Here is a 16,062-nt window from a genome sequence, read left to right as displayed (position 1 = left end):
CCACTTCGTCTTCTTGGCGCCGCCTCACGATGAGGCGCTCACAGCGCGAAGTGTAACAGCCAAAGCCTAGCCTTCAAGTCGCAAGCCTTCGAGGCACAAGCCTTCAAGGCATGCGCATCAGCGCTCCGCGCCGCAGCCCGCACTGTCGAACAGCGCCGCGAGCCCGCATCGCGAGGTCAGCATCTTGTCGCCGTCATGGCCGACGCCGGGAACGTCCCCAGATCCTGTGATTGGGCGTGCGGTGATTGCGCTTGGCCATCGCCTCCGCATAGGCATGGCCGCGTCGGTTGCGCGTGGCGCCTTGCGCCTTCGCCATGCAGCTCTTGTCGAGCGCGAGATGCTCCGGACTGGCGTCGAGGGTGCCGAGCAGATAGATCACCTCGCGCTCGACATAGCGCTGTTCGAGCGCGGCCGGCGCCACGTTCGCACCAGGGCGGTTGCGACGATACCTGCCAGCGCTCGCATAACGGACATTCTCCTTCGAATTCAGACCAATAAAAGTTTAAGCGCATCACCTGCCGCGCGGCTGTGACTCCCGCGCCACGTCAAGCAAAAAATGTCAGCAGCCCAGCCATGAAATTCCCGGGTTCCATGGGTGACAAGCCGGCGATAAAGAGGCAAAAATCCGGCTCGACTCAGGTGGGGTTGAGTCGGGCAAGGAATGCTCTCGTAAAATGTCGGTCGTAGTTGCATCGCGTCGTGCGGCGCCGCTTCTCGTTACCGCAGCAGGATTATTTCTGCTGACGCTGCCGCATGCCCAGGCGCAATGGTGGAAGCGCGCGCCGGTCGACTTCGAGCAATGCGCCGACGCCGCCGAGAAATCCCCGACCAAGGCCGAGAAGACGGCCGCGCTCGCCGATTGCAACGCCAAGTTCGCGGGGCGCCGCAAGGCAGGCGGCGGCTATTCCTATTACGACTTCCTCCAGGATCGCACCTTCGACATCGCCGGGCCGAATCCGACCCCCGAGGAGCAGAAGAAGATCGACGAAGCCTACACCGCCTATCTCGCCAGTCAGCGCCGCAGCAATGAAGCGGCCCAAGCCACCGCGCGACAGCAGCGCGAGCAGCAGGAACAACAGGTCCAGCAGCTCCAGCAGATCGCACTGCGAACCGAGGTCGAACGCGTACGCGTGCCCGTCCCGGTTGAGCGGCCGAAAGTGCAGCAGACTGTCGGCCCGAAGCCGAAGGGCGCGCCCTGCACCAAGGGCTCTTTCTCCTGCGAGTGGCCGCGCCTGTCGGAAAGCTTGAACGATTTGAAGAAGTTGTTCAATCCAACGCAGAGCAAGCCGGCGAAGAAGGGTTAGCTGGCCGCTCCCAACTCCGCTGTCGTCCCGGACAACCTTAAGCGCAGATCCGAGACCCATCGCCGCAGGGAGGAGTTGTCGCACGCAGTCGGCAACCACGAGTCTTCGCCACACCCAATCCTGTGATTATGGGTCGGGGATTGGCGCGCGCTTTGGGCGCGCCCTTGTCCCGGACGGCGGCGCAGAGCGTGGCGTCAGTTCGCGTGCTTCTTCTTAGTGCGCTTGGGTTTGATTGCGGGCGCCGCTGCCGTTGGCGGAGCGCTCAACGCCTTGCGGCTCTCCTGCAATCGCGCGTCATAGCCCGGAGAGTTCACGACCGTCGGCCGCCTTGCATCAGCGAACGTGGATGCGCCGCAGAGCGCAGCCAGCGCGAGCCCGATCATCAAACAACGCTTCATCGCACTGCTCCTTCGCGCTCACGCTAATCCGCGAATCTGCCGTGGCGTCAGCCCGGGTGGGCCCTTGCCCACGACTTCGGCTTCCTTGATCAACGCAACAATGCGGCGCATCAGCGGCACGCCGATATTGTTCTGTTCGGCCAGCGCGATGACCGCACCCTGAAGATAGTCGATCTCGGTCTTGCGCCCCTGCTTCAGGTCCTGCCACATCGAGGAACGCGCCTCTGGGTCGATCTTCATCGTGCGGCCCAGGATCGCATTGAAGATTACATCTGGCAGCCTCAGCAAGGTCGGCGTCCATCCCATTGGGATCGGTGTTGCCGAAACCGGCGCGATGCCGGCGGCCTTCAGCGCGGCGAGGCCCTCGGCCATCTGGTCCGCGAACAGCCTTCGCCAGTCGCGGCTCGCCAATTGAGCGGCGAGCGGCATGTCGGATAGCGCGCTGAGTGCGTTGTTCAGATTGATGATCAGCTTGCCCCATTGCACGCCGGTGATGTCGCGGCTCGCGCGCATGGTGAGCCCCGGAACCGAGAGCGCCGCTGCCGTGTTCTCCGCATCCTCTCCGACATGAATATCGCCGGACGTCGAACGGTGGAAACGGCCCTCACCCATCGCGATCACGTTGAACGGCACCATGCCGGCGAGCACGCGCCGGCCGCCGAGACGCTCGCCTAGCACCGCGACATTGCCGATGCCGTTCTGAAGCGAGACCACGACGGCGGCGCATGCTGCGCGATCTGCTCCGCGACATCGGCGGTGTCGGCGCTCTTCACCGTCACCAGCACGATGCCGGCGCTGTGGAAGATCGAAGGGTCCTCCGACAAAGCGAGCTGGCCAGCACCGAGCTTGTTCTCGGAGCCGTCATGGTCCGTCAGCCGCAGGCCGAAGCGTTCGATCTCGCTCTTCACCCGCGGCCGCACCAGCAGCGCGACGCGGCGGCCCGCGGCCGCCAGCATGCCGCCGACGAAACAGCCGATAGCGCCGGCGCCGGCCACCACGATCGGTCGATCCGTAAGCACTGATCTGGCTCCCTGAATGACCGGCCTTCGATAGCAGAGGCGAAGCCGGCTGCCCATCGCGTCGCAGCCGCCTTGTAACCGTCATGACTGCCCCATATGTTCTCGCCCCGGGGGCCTGTCAGCGGCGAGCGCTCGCCGAACGAGACGCCAAAGGGAGAGCACGATGGGTCTACTCGACGTCCTCAACGGCATGCAGAACGGCCCGCGCGGCCCCAGCACGCCCAGCTCCGAGCAATCCTCCGGCGGCATGTCGCCGATGACCATGGCGCTGCTCGGCCTGCTCGCCTGGAAAGCCTTCAAGCATATCACCGCAAACCAATGTGGCACGGCCCCGCAACCGTCGCCGACGCCTGCGCCGCCGCCGGTGAACACCGCAGACAGCGGCGGGCTTGGCGGTCTCGGAGGCTTGCTGAAGGGCGGCCTTGGCGGCCTGCTAGCGGGCGGCGCGGCCGGCACCGTGCTGAGCGGCGGGCTTGGCGATCTCCTCAACCAGCTCCAGCAGAGCGGCCATGGCGACGCCGCAAATTCCTGGGTCGGCAAGGGCGAGAACAAGCCGATTGCACCGGGCGATCTCGCCAGCGCGCTCGGCGCCGACCAGATCGACAGCCTGTCCGCCCAGAGCGGCCTGTCGCGCGAGGAGCTGCTCTCCGGCCTCAGCCAGTATCTGCCGCAGGTGGTCGACCATCTGACGCCGGACGGAAGGCTGCCGACCGAGGACGAGCTCTCGGGCCGCATCTGATTGTCGTCAAAGAGAGGGGAGCACTGTCATGAGCATGGGCGGCCTGTTGTGGATCATCCTCGTCGGCTTCGTTGCCGGCCTCATCGCGCGCTGGCTCGCGCCGGGGCCGAACAATCCGAGCGGCTTCATCCTCACCACCATCCTCGGCATCGCCGGCGCGTTTCTCGCGACCTTCGTCGGCCAGGCCATCGGCCATTACAGCCCCGACCAGGGCGCCGGCTTCATCATGGCCACGATCGGCGCCGTGGTGGTGCTGTTCATCTGGCACCGCCTGGTGGCCAGCGGCGTGATCAAGGGGTAATCGCCGCAGGCCGTAGGGGAGCCTGCCGCCTCACACGGCGTCATTGCGAGGAGCTCTTGCGACGAAGCAAATCCAGACCGTCGCCGCGGACGCTTTCTGGATTTGCTTCGCTTAGCTCGCAATGACAGGGGTCACGTAATCAAATGCATCCCCGCATCCATGCGCACGACCTCGCCGGTCATGTTGCTGGAGGCCGGCATCGCGAGGAAGCAGACGAGCTGCGCGATGTCTTCCGCGCTCGAGGCGACCTTGAGCGGCACTTTCGCGACCACGCTGTCGCGCACCTGTTTTGCGCCGGCCTCGCCGCGGCCCTTGGTGAACCAGGGCGTGTCGATATAGCCGGGGCAGACCGTATTGACGCGGATCAGCGGCGCCAGCGCGCGCGACAGCGACAAGGTCATGGTGTTGAGCGCGCCCTTGCTCGCGGCATAGGCGATCGACGAGCCGACGCCGCTGATGCCGGCGACCGAGGACACGTTGACCACCGCCGACGGCCGGCCCGAAGCCTTGGCGCCGGCCTCGAGCAGGCTGCGTGCCGCGCGTACCATCTGGAACGGGCCGATGGTGTTGACGCCATAGACCCGCTGGAAATCTTCCGCCGACAAGCCGTCGAGATCGGCGTGAGCGACGTGCTTGGTGGTGCCGGCATTGTTGACGAGCACGTCGAGCCGACCCCACCCGGCCGCCGCTGCGACGATCTTGCGGCAATCGTCATCCTTTGAGACGTCGCCCTGCGCGACCAGGACTTCCGCGGCGCCGGCCTTGCGGCAGAGCTCAGCCGTGGCCTCGGCTTCCTTCTGGCTCGAGGAATAATTGATGACGAGCCGGGCCCCGCTCCGCGCGAGAATTTCCGCGGTTGCAGCACCCAGGCCGGATGCCGACCCCGTCACGACTGCGCACAAGCTGTCCTTTGCCATCCCTGATGTCCCTCCCTGATCTGATGTCGGCGTCCTGTTTAGCGAGTTTGCCGCGCCCTGCAAATCGAGCAAACTCCGCTAAGCGGAATTAGCTTGTCGCCCATGCCCGCGCCGCAGGTTGGCCTGCGATCAACGCTTGTCAGGGCCATGGCTTTTTCCGATCATCGGGCGCAAGAAGAGACCGCGCGCCCATCAAGGGGACGGACGCGCCAATGGCAAAGCACGGGGAACGCTGTGGCGGAGAGTGACAATATCGTCGTCGAGACCGCGGAAAAAATCTTCGCCGATCTCGCCGATCCGCAAACCATCAACAACGACAAGAAGAATTCGTGGCAGGCGCCGCTGTGGCAGGCGCTGAGCGAGGCCGGCCTGCCGCTATCGTGGGTGCCTGACGACCTCGGCGGCTCCGGCGCCAGCCTTGCCGACGGCTTTGCCCTTCTGAATGCTGCGGGCCGCTTTGCGGTCGCGGTTCCGCTGGCCGAGACCATGCTCGCGGGCTGGCTGCTTGCGCAGGCCAAGATTGCCTCGCCCGAGGGCGAGATGACGGTGCTGCCGGCCTCGCCAAAGGACCACATCACGCTCGATGCCGAAGGCGCGCTCTCCGGCCGCGCGCGCGGCGTGCCCTTTGCCAAGGCGGCGAAGCATTTTGCGGTGCTGGCGCAGGGCAAGGACGGCCTGTCCATCGCGCTGGTCGATGCGAACAAGTCCCGGATCGAAGCCGGGCTCAATGTCGGCTACGATCACAGCGACACCGTGACGCTCGATAAGGTTCAGCCCGTCACCCTCAAGCCCGCGCCACAAAGCTTTGAGCAGACCACGCTGATGCTGATGGGCGGCGTCGCGCGCAGCCTTCAGATCGCCGGCGCGCTGGAATCCATGCTCGATATCTCCGTGCGCTATTCCAACGAGCGCGTCGCCTTCGAGAAGAAGATCTCGAAATTCCAGGCGGTGCAGCACAATCTCGCACGCCTCGCCGGCGAATCCGCCGCAGCGCTGGCGGCCGCGACCTCTGCCGCCGATGCGATTGCGAACGCCAAGGCGTTCGACGACGAGGTCTATCTCGAAGCCGCCTCCGCAAAAATCCGTTGCGCGGAAGCTGCGGAAAAAGGCGGCGCTATCGCGCACCAGGTCCACGGCGCGATCGGCTTCACCATGGAGCATATCCTGCACCGCTACTCGCTGCGGGCGCTGGCCTGGCGCGACGATTTCGGGTCGGAGAGCCATTGGGCCGTCGAGCTCGGCAGGCTCGTTGCAAACCGCGGCGCCGATGAATTGTGGCCGCTCGTGGCTTCGCGCTGATCAGGGGACGACGACAATGACCGCTGCCCTCCGTTTCGATCCGATCCGCCTCCCCGAAAAATGCGAGCAATTGCGCAAGGAAGTGCGCGCCTTCCTCGCCGAAGAAATTGCCGCCGGCACCTTTGATCCGCACAAGCCCAACCGCGAGGACACCGACGCGCCGGAATTCTCCCGCCGGGTCGGCGCCAAGGGCTGGCTCGGCATGACCTGGCCCAAAAAATATGGCGGCCAGGAGCGCTCGTTCCTCGAACGTTACGTCGTGACCGAGGAGATGCGCGTGGCGAATGCGCCGACGCGGCGCTTCTTCGTCGCTGATCGCCAGAGCGGGCCGGTGCTGCTGAAATACGCGCCCGAGCACATCAAGATGGAGATCCTGCCGCGCATCTGCCGCGGCGAGATCTGCTTTGCCATCGGCATGAGCGAGCCGAACTCCGGCTCCGACCTGTTCGCGGCAAAGACGCGCGCCACCAAGACCGACGGCGGCTATCTCATCAACGGCACCAAGATCTGGACCTCGTCGGCGCATATCGCCGACTACATGATCGCGATCTTCCGGACCTCGCCGCCGACCAAGGAAAACCGCCGCCACGGCCTGACCCAGTTCCTGGTTAAGATGAAGCAGCCGGGCATCAAGGTGAACCCGATCGGCCAGATCACCGGCCAGTACGAGTTCAACGAGGTCGTCTTCACCGATCACTTCATTCCCGACGATCATGTGCTCGGCGAGGTCGATGGCGCCTGGAAACAGGCGACATCGGAGCTTGCCTATGAGCGTTCAGGCCCCGAACGCTTCCTCGAGACCTATTACGTGCTGACCGAGCTGGTGCGCGCGATCGGCCCCAACCCGGACACGCGCAGCGCCGAGGGCATCGGGCGCCTGGTTGCGCAGCTCCACACCATGCGGCGCATGTCGGTTTCGGTTGCCGGCATGCTGCAGGCCGGCAAGGAGCCGGTGGTGGAAGCGTCCATCGTCAAGGATATCGGCACGGTCTGGGAGCAGCAGCTGCCGCACCGGGTGCGCGATCTCGCCGCCTTCGTCGAGGAGACCGCGACCAACCGCGAGACGCTGGAGCGGCAGCTCGATTTCGCCATCAAGACCGCACCGAAACTAACCATCCAGGGCGGCACCACCGAGGTGCTGCGCGGCATCATCGCCCGCGGACTGGGCTTGCGTTAGGACGAATGGGCGACACGATCGCGGCTCGCTCCGGCCACCTCTCCCATAGGGAGAGGTCGATTTGCGTCAGCAAATCGGATGAGGGGTTACGCCCTCACCAGGACCGCAGCCCCTCACCCGGCGCTACGCGCCGACCTCTCCCGATGGGAGAGGTGGTTCTTCGCTACTGAGAGATCGAGATGTTTGGAGACAACCTATGAGCACCTATAATGACATCGGCGTCGAGAAGGTCGGACATGTCGGCACCATCGAGATCCGCCGCCCGCCGCTCAACTTCTTCGACATCTCGCTGATCAACCAGATCGCGGATGCGCTCGACGAGTTCGACCGCGACATCGAAATCCGCGCCTCGGTTCTATCGGCACAGGGCAAGGCATTCTGCGCCGGCGCCAATTTCGGCGATCCGGCGCGGCAGGCGCAGGAAGCGCGCGAAGCGGAGAAGACCGCCAAGGGCGATCCGGCCGACAGTCTCGGGCCGATCAACCATCTCTACATCCAGGCCGTGCGCATCTTCCGCGCCAAGAAGCCGATCGTCGCCGCCGTGCAGGGCGCTGCCATCGGCGGCGGCCTGGGCCTGGCGGTCTCCGCGGACTTCCGCGTCACCTGTCCCGAAGCCCGCTTCTCCGCGAACTTTACCAAGCTCGGCTTCCATCCCGGCTTCGGCCTGACCGTGACGCTGCCCGAGCTGATCGGCAAGAACAACGCCGAGCTGATGTTCTACACCAGCCGCCGCGTCACCGGCGAGGAGGCTTACAAATGGGGCCTCGCCAACGAGCTGGTGCCGCAGGACCAGGTCAAGGCGGCCGCGATGAAGCTCGCCAGCGAGATCGCCGAATGCTCGCCGCTCGGCCTGCTCTCCACCCGCGCCACGATGCGCGCCGGATTGGCCGACCGCGTCATGGCGGCGACCAATCACGAGCTCGCCGAGCAGACGCGGCTGCGCGCGACGGAGGATTTTAAGGAGGGCGTGAAGGCGACGGAAGAACGGCGCGTGGCGAATTTTAAAGGAAGGTAGCTCGTCGGGTGAAGGCATCTCTTTCTTCCTTCTCCCCTTGTGGGAGAAGGTGGCGCGAAGCGCCGGATGAGGGGTATCTATCCCATGCGATCAAGCCCGTATTTGCGGAGAGATACCCCTCACCCGTCGCGCCGCGACACGGCGAGCCACCCTCTCCCACAAGGGGCCCACAAGGGGAGAGAGTTTAAGTGCGCCTCGCTACAAGCGCGTCGACGATCGTCACGCCCTGCCCCTCGGCATGCACCAGCACCGGATTGAGCTCGATCTCCGCGATCTCCGCTGCATGCCGCGCGGCAAGCACGGAGACATCGGCGACGAGCTGCGCCAGCGCCGTGACATCCGCCCTCGCCCCTCCACGAAAGCCGTTCAGGAGCGGCGCAGCCTTCAATCCTGCCAGCATCGCGCCGGCCTCCTCCGCACCGACAGGCGCCGGACGATAGACCACATCGCGGAATAGCTCGGTCGTGACGCCGCCGAGCCCCACCATCACCATCGGGCCAAATGTCCTGTCCGTCATCGTCCCCACGATGATCTCGACGCCCTTCTTCGCCATTGGCCCAACCAGCACACCTTGAATGACCGCCGCCGGCCGCTGCCTGCGCGCATTGTTAAGCAACGCTTCGAACGCCAGGAAGACCTCGCCCTTTGTGGTGATGTTGACGCGCACGCCATCGACTTCGCTCTTGTGCGCGATGTCGGGCGACTGGATCTTCATCACCAGCGGAAAGCCGACGCGGGCGACGGCTTCATCCAGCCCGGCCTTGTCCGTCACCAGCACTTCGTCCGGCAGCGCGATGCCGGCGCGGCGGAGCAATGCCTTGCTGTCGGCCTCGGACAATGCCTGCTGCTTCAAATGCGCAGAGAGGTCGCGCACCGGCAACCGCGTCTCGTCCGCGGGCTTCGGCAGATTGAACATTGCGTAGTCGACGAGCCGCCGCATCGCGACGCCGACATGAGTCAGACCGGAGAGGACCACGACACCAGACTTCGCGAGCTCCCGCCGCGCGAAGTCGGAGGGCACCGTGTAGGAATAGAACGCGACCGGCTTCTTCTGCGCCGCCAGCGCCGGCGTCAGCTCGGCCTCGTCGAACGGTTTGCGCACCTCGCTCGACAGTGAGAGCACGACCAGCACCGCGTCGACCTCCTCGGAGGCGGTGAGCAGGTCGACGCTCTTCTGCAATCCGCCGGAGGTCACGCCTTGCGCCGTAACGTCGATCGGGTTGCGTGCGGTGCCGTAGGACGGCATCAGCGTTCGGATCCCGGCCTGGATCGTTTCGGAGAGCTCCGGCACCTGCAAGCCTTGCAGTGCCACAGCATCCGCGCCCCAGATGCCGGCGCCGCCGGAGACGGTGACAACGGCGACGCGATCGCCCTTTGGCAGCGGATTGCTGGCGAGCAGCGCCGCGATCGTCAGCGCCTCGTCGAGATCGTTGGAGACGATGAATCCGTATTTCGCGAACACCGCGTCATAGGCCGCCGACCAGCCGGCCATGCTCGCCGTGTGCGAGGCCGCCGCGCGCTGGCCTGCGCCGGAACGGCCGACTTTTGTCACGATGACGGGCTTTCTCGTCTCGGCGGCGCGCCGCGTCGCGGCCAGAAACTTGTCGACGTCACGGATGCCTTCGATGAACAGCAGGATGACGTCGGTCGAGTCGTCCTGCACCAAATAGTCCAGGAACTCGCCGGCGCCGAGATCGGATTCGTTGCCGGTGCTGACAACGTAGCTCACGGCGATACCGATCGCCCTCGCACGATGATGATAGGCAAAGCCGATGCCGCCGCTCTGCGCGACGATGCCGATCCGCTTTTGCGTAGCGACCAGCGGCACCACACCCGGCTTGACGTCCACTGCGGGACTGAAGGTGGCCGCCACGCGCTGCATTTGGCTGAAGAAGCCCTCGGCATTGGGGCCGGAAATCCGCATGCCGGTGCGTCTCGCCAGCGCCGCGATCGCGTCCTGCATCGCCGCGCTGTCGCCGCCCTCCTCCGCGAAGCCAGAGGAGATGATGACGGCGTTCTTGACCCCGGCGGCGGCGCATTGCTCGAGCGCTGGCAGCACTGCGCGGGCCGGAATGACGATGACAGCGAGATCGATCGGCGCGCCGATCTCGGCGATCGATTTACAGCAGGCGAGCCCGTCGATGTCGGCATAGTTCGGGTTCACCGGATAGATCTTGCCGGGATAATCGTTCTTGCGCAGCATCGACAAAAGCCGCCCCGGAATCTTCTCGTGATCGCGCGAGGCCCCGATCAGCGCGATGCTCGCGGGCGCAAAGAAGCTGTCGAGCGGATGCGGCATGGCGTGTCCCTGTTCTTTTTCGATCAGCCTATCCGTCATGGCCGGGCTTGTCCCGACCATCCAACGCCGTCATTCCAGCCCAAGAACGTGGATGCCCGGGACAAGCCCGGGCACGACGATACGACGAGACATGAGGCGACAACTCAAGCGACGCGGAACGTTACACCACCTAACAAGAACTCGTTGCCGGCAACGGCCAGCCCCTTCGCCTTGGCCGCATGCAGCACGCGCGCCACATCAGCCACCCGAAACTCCAGCGCGCTCATGATCTCGCTGGCCCCCTTCACGAATCGGAAGCTTGCATTGGGCAGCTTCAGTTCGGCGTCGCGCGGCGCAATACCAATGATCTTGCCCCAGTGCTCCGCCAGCCCCTGCGGGTCGGGGCTTTGCATCTCCACGGTCGTCAGCGCCTGCGTCACATCCTTGCGGATGAATTTTTGCCAGTCGGGTCCCGCCGGCGGATAGAGGCCAAGAATGTCGTCGCTGCCTTCGGTGTGATTGAACTCGATGAAGGCGGCGCGGCAGTCGCGGGGATGGAGCTGCACGCCGTGATAGGGCCCATGGTCGATGACGTTGGCGGTGCGCACGCCCAGCGCGCTGGCGTTGCGGCCGCGCTCGTCCGGATCGTTGCAGCAGAAGATCGCCATGTAGCCGCCACGGCCGCCGGTCTTCTCGATGAAGCGACCGGCCGTGGTGCCGTCCTTGAAGGGCGCCACGACCTCCAGCAGGATCGTGTCGACCGGGAGCAGCGCGTTCTCCAGACCGTATTTCGCGACATTGCCGTCGCGATAGCACACAGTGAGGCCCATGATCCTGGCGATATCCGTGATGACAGGCTCAAGCTGCGGCGCCACCAGGCAGATCTGCCGCAGCCGGATATAGGGCGCCATCGTCATGCGCCCTTGAAGGTCGGCTTGCGCTTCTCGACGAAGGCTTTGGCGGCCTGCTTGTGGTCCTCGGTGTCGCCGCATCGGGTGTGATGGATCGCCTCGCCGTCGAAGCAATCCTCCAGCGCCAGATGCTCGGCATTGTTGATGTTGCGCTTGATGAAGCCGAGCGCGATCGATGGGCCCTGCGCCAGCGACAGCGCGAGCTCGTGCGCGGCAGCATCGATCTCGGTGTCGGGAACGACCTTCGTCACCATGCCGATCGCATGCGCCTCTTTTGCAGTCAGCACCGGCGACATCAGATAGAGCTCGCGCGCCCGCGCGCTGCCGAGCAATTGCGTCAGAAAATAGGTCCCGCCGTAATCGCCGGAGAAGCCGACCTTGGCGAAGGCGGTCGTGATCTTGCAGGATTCGCTGGCGATGCGCAGGTCGCAGGACAGCGCCATCGATAGGCCGGCGCCGGCCGCCGCGCCGTCGAGCTGCGCCACGACGGGCTTTGGCATCTGGTGCAGGATGCGCGAGACCTCCATGCCGCGGCGCAGGTTTGCGAGCTTCTGCTCGAACGGCAGCGGCGCGCGGCCCTCCGCCATCGACTTGACGTCGCCGCCGACGCAGAAACTGCCGCCCGCGCCCTTGAACAGCACCGCCCGCACCTCCGGATCATCGGCCGCGCGCCGCGCCGCCTCGACCAGCCCGGCGACCATGTCCGGATTGAGCGCATTCTTGCGCTCGGGCCGGTTCATCGTGATGGTGAGCAGCCCGCCTTCGAGCCTTTGCAGGACCATGTCGTTGCTCATGGGTGGTCTTCCTTTGTTTGATTGAGTCTTTCCGGGGCTCGCGAAGCGAGAACCCGGAACCTCGAGATCCCGGGTTCGCTTCGCGCCCCGGGATGACGTTACGACTGCGTCACGCGGTTATTTCTTCACCAGCGGGCAGCGCGACTGCTCCAGCGACTGGAACGCCTCATTGCCGGGGACGGTGGCGAGCAGCTTGTAATCGTCCCAGCGGCCCTTGGATTCCGACGGCTTCTTCACCTCGAACAGGTACATGTCGTGAATCATGCGGCCGTCCTCGCGGATCTTGCCACCCTTGGCGAAGAAGTCGTTGATCGGCGTCTCCTTCATCACCTTCATGACCGCCGCAGCGTCGGTCGTGCCGGCTGCCTTCACCGCTTTCAGGTAATGGGTGACGGAGGAATAGACGCCGGCCTGCGCCGAGGTCGGCGGCCGCTTCACGCGTTCCTGGAAGCGCTTCGAGAAGGCGCGCGTCTCGTCGTTCATGTCCCAGTAGAACGCTTCGGCCAGCAGCAGGCCCTGCGCGGTCTCAAGCCCGATCGAGTCGATGTCGGTGACGAAGGCGAGCAGCGGCGACAGCTTCTGTCCCCCCTTCATGATGCCGAACTCCGCCGATTGCTTGATGGCGTTCACGGTGTCGCCGCCGGCATTGGCGAGCCCAATCACCTTGGCCTTGGAGGCCTGCGCCTGAAGCAGGAACGACGAGAAATCCGAAGTGTTGAGCGGATGACGCACGCTGCCGAGCACCTTGCCACCGGTCTTGGTGACGACGTTGCTGGTGTCCTTCTCCAGATCCTGGCCGAAGGCATAATCGGCGGTGAGGAAGAACCAGGTGTCGAGGCCGGATTTGACCGCGGCAAGGCCGGTCACGTTGGCCTGGGCGAACGTGTCGAACACGTAGTGCACGGTATAGGGACCGCAGGCTTCGTTGCTGAGGCGGATCGAGCCCGGGCCGTTGAAGATGATGATCTTGTTGCGCGCTTTCGCGATCTCTCCGGCGGCGAGCGCGGTCGCGGAGGCCGCGACGTCGTAGATCATCTCGACGCCCTGGTTGTCGAGCATGTCGCGGGCGATGTTGGCGGACAGATCGGCCTTGTTGAGATGGTCGGCCGCCAGCACCTGGATCTTGCGTCCCAGCACCTCGCCGCCAAAGTCCTCGACAGCCATCTTGGCCGCGGTCTCGCTGCCGGGGCCGGTGATGTCCGCATAGAGGCTCGACATGTCGAGGATGCCGCCGATCTTGAGCGGCGGCTTGTCCTCCGCCTGCACGGCGCTCGCGCTCATGGCAAACGCGGCAGCAAAAATGCCCGACAGAATATGCTTCATCGAAACAGACCTCCCTTATCGTGCCGTGCTCTGATGGCGGCTTGGTTATTGCTCTTGGTTATTGCTTTTGGCGATCGCTATTGCCGCAATCATGCCGCATGCGCGAGAGCGCAGCAAGCAGAAGCACGACACACGTCTTGCGATGGCGCAGAGGTTTTCCGCAAAGCGGAATGGTGGAAATGACGCGAGATCTTTCCGCACTCATTGTGGGTGTGTGAGGAAGCCTCTTCGCGACCCGCCACGCTTGGGTTAAAGTTGAAACTCAATGCAACCTCTCCGGGCCACGTGGCGCAACGGCTTCACCTCATCGTCGTAGTTCTTCTCGTCGCAAATCACGCTGCGTTTGCCTCGCCGTGCCAATTCGAAGCGCAAGGTGAAGGCCGTGTCGCCGCGATCCCCGATGCGCGCAGCATCCGCCTGGACGACGGCCGCGAGATCCGTCTCGCCGGCATCGAGCCGACGGCAACGACGAAGCAGGCGCTGACCTCGCTGCTCGCCGGCCGCGACGTCACGCTCCGCGGCAGCGACGACACGCCCGATCGTTACGGCCGCCAGAACGCGCTGGTCTTCGCCGGCGAAAGCAACACCCCGGTGCAGACGACGCTGCTCGCCCAAGGCGATGCCATCGTCTCCGCCGAGATCACGGACAAAGATTGCGGGGCCGCCCTGATGGGGTCGGAAGCCGAGGCGCGGCGCCAAAAAATGGGCATCTGGGCTGACCCGTCGGCCATAAAAAACGCGGAAAGTCCGGACGATATTTTGGCAGGGATTGGGCGTTTTATGGTGGTTGAGGGCAAAGTCCTGTCGGTCCGGCAAGCTGGGGCAATGACCTACCTCAACTTCGGACGAAACTGGACACGGGGCTTTGCGGCGACTATTTCAAGGCGCACGCTGCCGGCATTCGAAAACGCCGGAATTACCCTCAAGTCCTTGGAGAATCGACGTATTCGCGTTCGGGGCTGGGTTGAAGGGAATACGGGGCCGCGTATCGATATACGACTCGTGGGACAGGTCGAGTTGCTGGGCGCAAACGAGCCGACAGGGGTAAGGCCCTAAAAGGGCCGGGCACGGGTTAAGCGACGTGAATGGGGTGCTAGAACGGCACGAACGAGGTGATGGCCGCCGCCTGCGGGCTGCGCCGGCCGCGCTGTGCCTTGTTCTGGGCGGGCTTCTCGCCGGCTGCGGCGACATGGGCAGGTTCCAGGCCGCCGCGACCCCACCGGCTGTCGCGATGCCCAAGCCGAAGCCCGCGGTCGCGCAGACCCCGGCCACCGAGAAGGAGCACGAGCGCATCCTGGCGAGCTATGGCGGCACCTATGACGATCCCCGGCTGGAATCGCTTGTCAGCAAGACCGTCGACCGGCTGGTCGCCGCCTCCGATCGCCCCGATCAGGGCTACAAGGTCACCATCCTCAATTCCGGCGCGGTGAATGCGTTCGCACTGCCGAACGGCCAGCTCTACGTCACGCGCGGCCTGCTCGCGCTCGCCAGCGACACCTCGGAATTGTCCTCCGTGCTCAGCCACGAGATGGCGCATGTGCTGTCCAAGCACGCCGCGATGCGCGAGGACCAGGCGCGCCAAGCCGCGATCGTCACCCGTGTCGTCACCGACATGGGCAACGATCCAGATCTGACCGCGCTGGCGCTCGCCAAGACCAAGCTCACCATGGCGAGCTTCTCGCGCAAGCAGGAGATCGAGGCCGACGGCATCGGCGTCGGCATTTCCGCCCGCGCGCATTTTGACCCTTACGGTGCGGCGCGCTTCCTCTCGGCGATGGAGCGCAATGCCGAGCTGAAGGCCGGGAAAAGCTCGCTCGATCCACGCGCGCAGGATTTCACCTCGTCGCATCCGGCCACCCCGGAGCGCGTGCAGAATGCGCAGACCATTGCGCGACAATATGCAGCGCCCGAAGGCGCCGAGCGCGACCGCGAGACCTATCTCGCCGCGATCGACAATCTCGTCTATGGCGAAGACCCCAGCGAAGGCTTTGTCCGCGGCCGCAGGTTCCTGCATCCCAAGCTCGGCTTTACCTTCCAGGCGCCGGACAATTTCACGCTCGACAACACCGCGCAGGCGGTGATCGGCGTGCGCGAGGGCGGCTCGCAGGCGATGCGCTTCGACGTGGTGCGCGTGCCCGCCGAGCAGTCGCTCGGCGATTACCTGAACTCCGGCTGGATGGAAGGTGTCGAGAAGGCGTCCACCGAGGATCTCACCATCAACGGCTTTCCGGCGGCGTCCGCCACCGCCAAGGGCGATCAGTGGCAGTTCAAGGTCTATGCTTTGCGCTTCGGCAGCGATGTCTACCGCTTCATCTTCGCAGCCAGGCAGAAGTCGACCGAGAGCGACCGCAACGCGCGCGAGACCGTCAATTCATTCCGCCGCCTGACGCTCGAGGAGATCCAGGCCGCGCGCCCGCTACGGATCAAGGTCATCACGGTGCAGCCCGGCGACACCGTGGAATCGCTCTCCCATCGCATGGCCGGCGTCGACCATCCCGCCGAGCGTTTCCGCGTGCTCAACGGCCTCGACCGCAACGCGCAGGTGAAGGTGCGTGATCGGGTGAAGATCGTTGCGGATTGACGTCGA

14 protein-coding genes and 2 pseudogenes are annotated in these 16,062 nt (G+C 65.0%); 8 read left to right on the top strand and 8 right to left on the bottom strand.

Going from position 1 to position 16,062, the window contains the following annotated elements; translation table 11 throughout:
* Positions 1 to 117: 117 nt before the first annotated feature.
* Positions 118 to 440 (bottom strand): annotated as a pseudogene (locus IVB12_RS09355) (alpha/beta hydrolase); the annotation flags it as partial.
* A 234-nt stretch (positions 441 to 674) separates the two neighbouring features.
* Here IVB12_RS09355 and IVB12_RS09350 point away from each other — a divergent pair.
* Positions 675 to 1,304 (top strand): hypothetical protein, encoded by a 630-nt coding sequence (locus IVB12_RS09350; RefSeq protein WP_247297964.1) that lies wholly within the window; start codon positions 675 to 677, stop codon positions 1,302 to 1,304.
* A gap of 194 nt (positions 1,305 to 1,498) precedes the next feature.
* Here IVB12_RS09350 and IVB12_RS09345 read toward each other — a convergent pair whose 3' ends face one another.
* Entirely contained in the window at positions 1,499 to 1,702 is a 204-nt protein-coding gene (locus tag IVB12_RS09345; RefSeq protein ID WP_247297961.1) for a hypothetical protein, read from the bottom strand.
* Positions 1,703 to 1,720: 18 nt separating this feature from the next.
* A pseudogene (locus tag IVB12_RS09340) lies at positions 1,721 to 2,721 on the bottom strand (2-dehydropantoate 2-reductase).
* Positions 2,722 to 2,884: 163 nt separating this feature from the next.
* Here IVB12_RS09340 and IVB12_RS09335 point away from each other — a divergent pair.
* Positions 2,885 to 3,460: a YidB family protein gene (locus tag IVB12_RS09335; protein WP_247297958.1), complete on the top strand. Its 576-nt coding sequence runs from the start codon at positions 2,885 to 2,887 to the stop codon at positions 3,458 to 3,460.
* 28 nt (positions 3,461 to 3,488) lie between these two features.
* A complete protein-coding gene (locus tag IVB12_RS09330) occupies positions 3,489 to 3,761 on the top strand; it encodes a GlsB/YeaQ/YmgE family stress response membrane protein (protein ID WP_247276334.1) in 273 nt (90 codons plus the stop codon).
* A gap of 131 nt (positions 3,762 to 3,892) precedes the next feature.
* On the opposite strand, the gene IVB12_RS09325 is transcribed toward IVB12_RS09330, so the two are convergent.
* Positions 3,893 to 4,678, bottom strand: a complete 786-nt coding sequence (locus tag IVB12_RS09325) for an SDR family oxidoreductase (protein WP_247297955.1) — start codon at positions 4,676 to 4,678, stop codon at positions 3,893 to 3,895.
* Between the two features lie 234 nt (positions 4,679 to 4,912).
* On the opposite strand from IVB12_RS09325, the gene IVB12_RS09320 reads away from it, so the two are divergent.
* From IVB12_RS09320 to IVB12_RS09310, 3 genes are all read left to right on the top strand, one after another.
* Entirely contained in the window at positions 4,913 to 5,977 is a 1,065-nt protein-coding gene (locus IVB12_RS09320; protein ID WP_247297954.1) for an acyl-CoA dehydrogenase family protein, read from the top strand.
* A 16-nt stretch (positions 5,978 to 5,993) separates the two neighbouring features.
* Positions 5,994 to 7,154, top strand: coding sequence for an acyl-CoA dehydrogenase family protein (locus IVB12_RS09315; RefSeq protein WP_247276331.1), 1,161 nt, complete (start codon positions 5,994 to 5,996; stop codon positions 7,152 to 7,154).
* Between the two features lie 196 nt (positions 7,155 to 7,350).
* A complete protein-coding gene (locus IVB12_RS09310) occupies positions 7,351 to 8,169 on the top strand; it encodes an enoyl-CoA hydratase/isomerase family protein (RefSeq protein WP_247297951.1) in 819 nt (272 codons plus the stop codon).
* A 184-nt stretch (positions 8,170 to 8,353) separates the two neighbouring features.
* On the opposite strand, the gene IVB12_RS09305 is transcribed toward IVB12_RS09310, so the two are convergent.
* From IVB12_RS09305 to IVB12_RS09290, 4 genes are all read right to left on the bottom strand, one after another.
* Positions 8,354 to 10,507: an acetate--CoA ligase family protein gene (locus IVB12_RS09305; RefSeq protein ID WP_247297946.1), complete on the bottom strand. Its 2,154-nt coding sequence runs from the start codon at positions 10,505 to 10,507 to the stop codon at positions 8,354 to 8,356.
* Between the two features lie 104 nt (positions 10,508 to 10,611).
* Positions 10,612 to 11,358, bottom strand: a complete 747-nt coding sequence (locus IVB12_RS09300) for a hypothetical protein (protein WP_247297932.1) — start codon at positions 11,356 to 11,358, stop codon at positions 10,612 to 10,614.
* A 2-nt stretch (positions 11,359 to 11,360) separates the two neighbouring features.
* Positions 11,361 to 12,152 (bottom strand): enoyl-CoA hydratase, encoded by a 792-nt coding sequence (locus IVB12_RS09295; protein WP_247297929.1) that lies wholly within the window; start codon positions 12,150 to 12,152, stop codon positions 11,361 to 11,363.
* Between the two features lie 117 nt (positions 12,153 to 12,269).
* Complete coding sequence (locus tag IVB12_RS09290) at positions 12,270 to 13,475, bottom strand: ABC transporter substrate-binding protein (RefSeq protein ID WP_247297926.1); 1,206 nt, start codon at positions 13,473 to 13,475, stop codon at positions 12,270 to 12,272.
* A 204-nt stretch (positions 13,476 to 13,679) separates the two neighbouring features.
* Here IVB12_RS09290 and IVB12_RS09285 point away from each other — a divergent pair, with 204 nt between their 5' ends.
* Positions 13,680 to 14,531, top strand: coding sequence for a thermonuclease family protein (locus tag IVB12_RS09285; RefSeq protein ID WP_247297921.1), 852 nt, complete (start codon positions 13,680 to 13,682; stop codon positions 14,529 to 14,531).
* Between the two features lie 133 nt (positions 14,532 to 14,664).
* Positions 14,665 to 16,056, top strand: a complete 1,392-nt coding sequence (locus tag IVB12_RS09280; RefSeq protein WP_247298022.1) for a M48 family metalloprotease — start codon at positions 14,665 to 14,667, stop codon at positions 16,054 to 16,056.
* Positions 16,057 to 16,062 lie beyond the last annotated feature (6 nt).

This window comes from Bradyrhizobium sp. 179 (assembly GCF_023073535.1).
Taxonomy (GTDB): Bacteria; Pseudomonadota; Alphaproteobacteria; order Rhizobiales; family Xanthobacteraceae; genus Bradyrhizobium.
This window is presented reverse-complemented; position numbering and strand designations above follow the sequence as displayed.